A 2,011-nucleotide genomic window follows, 5' to 3' on the forward strand; every position below is an offset into this window, starting at 1 on the left:
GCTCGGCCAGCGAGACGTGAGCCTCGCCTCGTCGCCGGACCCGGAAGTACTGTCTCAGTTCATCGAAGGCCGCGCAGAACCGCGACGCTGACTCGAAGTTCCCGAACCCCAGCATCGGGTAGTAGCGCTGCTTCACGGCCCGGTGACTCTGCTCGGTGTAGTTGTTCAGGTACTGCGTTGTCCGGTGTATCGCCTTGCGGCCGAGGATCCAGCGAATCGCCCGCCGGTACGCGGGGTGCTTGTCCGTGGTGATGCGAAGAGGCTTGCGGCCAGCCACCTCGACCAGCCTTCGCAGGAACCTTCGCGCGGCATGCTTGTCGCGATGCTCGCTGAGCATCGAATCCAAAAGCTCCCCATCACGGTCGATCGCCCGGTACAGATAGCACCAGCGTCCCGCGACCTTCACGTACGTCTCGTCGAGGTACCAGGACTCGCCGGCGCGGCCCCGCCGCCTGGCGCGCAACTGGTCAGCGAGCAGCGGAGCGAAGCGGAACTCCCACTCACGGATGGTCTCGTGCGTGACCTCGAACCCGCGCTGCAGCAGCATCTCTGCAACGTCGCGGAAGCTGAGCTTGTAGCGCAGCCGCCACAACACGGCGAGCAGCACGATGTCGGTGGGGTACTGAAGGTCGTTGAACGGTGTGCCGGTCCGTTCGTTGAAGCGACGCTTGCAGGAGCGACAGTTGAATCTTCGGTAACCGAGTGCGGTGCGGCACCAGCGTCTCGTCGTCGCGGTCGATTCGCAGTGCGGACAGGTCACCGGCGTCTCCTCGTCTTTTCGCAGATGAGGCTACGCGACGCCGGTGAGCCCTGAGTTCTGACAGAACCGTCGCAAAGTGGTCGTTTCGGCAGGCTCGCGAGCGGCGAGCTGCAAGTGGAGAGCGGCGCGCGGGAGATCCTGCGTGAGGCCCTGGGCTCACCGGCGGCGCTCGCAGCCATCGATCGAGCAACCGGCACCACGATTACCGATGTAGACGGAGACCGTATCCCCGACTCTCCACAACAGATCGCGGCCGTGTACAGGTACGCGAGCGAAGCGGGCATCCCCGGCACAGACGGCCTGATCCTCACGCCGGAGGACGTCGCCGAGTCGCTCTGGGTGAGCGACGACGGCGCCAGACAGGCGACGGTGCTCACGTTTGGCCTCGTCGGGTCGGGCGAGCAGGAGAATGTGGCGGCTGCGCGCGCGGAGCTCGAGCCACTCGTCGACGAGCCCGAAACGACGCTCCGCGAGAGCGACCCCGGTGCCATGGCGACGATCACCGGTTCGCCCGTGACTCGTCAGGCCGCGCTCGACGCGACGTCCCGAGCGCTTCAGCGGTCGTTGCCGCTGGCTGTGGTGCTGTGCCTGGCGGTAGTGGCCATCTTCATGCGCTCGCTGCGCTACGCGCTCGTCACCATCGTTCCGATCCTGTTGGTCGTCGCGTGGCTCTACGCTTTCATGGCCGTTGCGGGCTTCCGGCTCAACCTGGTAACGGCCACGATCGGGGCGATCTCGATCGGGGTCGGAATCGACTATGCCGTGCACTTCACGATGCGCTTCCGTGAGGAGATCGAGTCGATCGGCGACCGCTTCGAGGCTGTGCGCGCCGCCGGCGCCGGCACAGGCGCAGCGCTGCTCGCCTCGGCGGTGTCGAGCATCATCGGCTTCGCGATCATGGCTCTGGCGCCGATGCCGATGTTCGCGACCTTCGGACTGCTGACGGCCGTGATGATCGCGTTCGCCGCCGCCGCGACGCTACTCGTACTCCCGGCGCTGCTTGTGATCACTACCGGCGAGCGGATCGATGCGCCTTCCGACGCCGCTTCACGGACACGCGTGCCGCGGGGGCACGAGACGAGCAGCACGGAGATCACGGCGTTCTACCCCGGCAGATCCTCATGAGCGCTCGCCCGGCCGGGCTCGACACGGGCCACCTCCGCAGGTGGCTGTCGGACCACAATAATCGGATCGCCCCTGGACCGAAGCTGGCCGGCAGGCGATTTCGGACACGGACGGCGTTCTCGTGCC

2 protein-coding genes are annotated in these 2,011 nt (G+C 66.6%); one reads left to right on the forward strand and one right to left on the reverse strand.

Going from position 1 to position 2,011, the window contains the following annotated elements; translation table 11 throughout:
* On the reverse strand, window positions 1–760 hold a 760-nt coding region (locus IIB36_20565), incomplete at its 3' end, for an IS6 family transposase (protein MCH7534131.1).
* A gap of 114 nt (window positions 761–874) precedes the next feature.
* On the opposite strand from IIB36_20565, the gene IIB36_20570 reads away from it, so the two are divergent.
* Window positions 875–1,885 carry an MMPL family transporter gene (locus IIB36_20570; GenBank protein MCH7534132.1) on the forward strand — a complete coding sequence of 337 codons (1,011 nt, stop codon included), beginning with the start codon at window positions 875–877 and terminating at the stop codon, window positions 1,883–1,885.
* The last annotated feature ends 126 nt before the right edge of the window (window positions 1,886–2,011 follow it).

The organism is Gemmatimonadota bacterium (assembly GCA_022560615.1).
Taxonomy (GTDB): Bacteria; Gemmatimonadota; Gemmatimonadetes; order Longimicrobiales; family Gaopeijiaceae; genus UBA1138.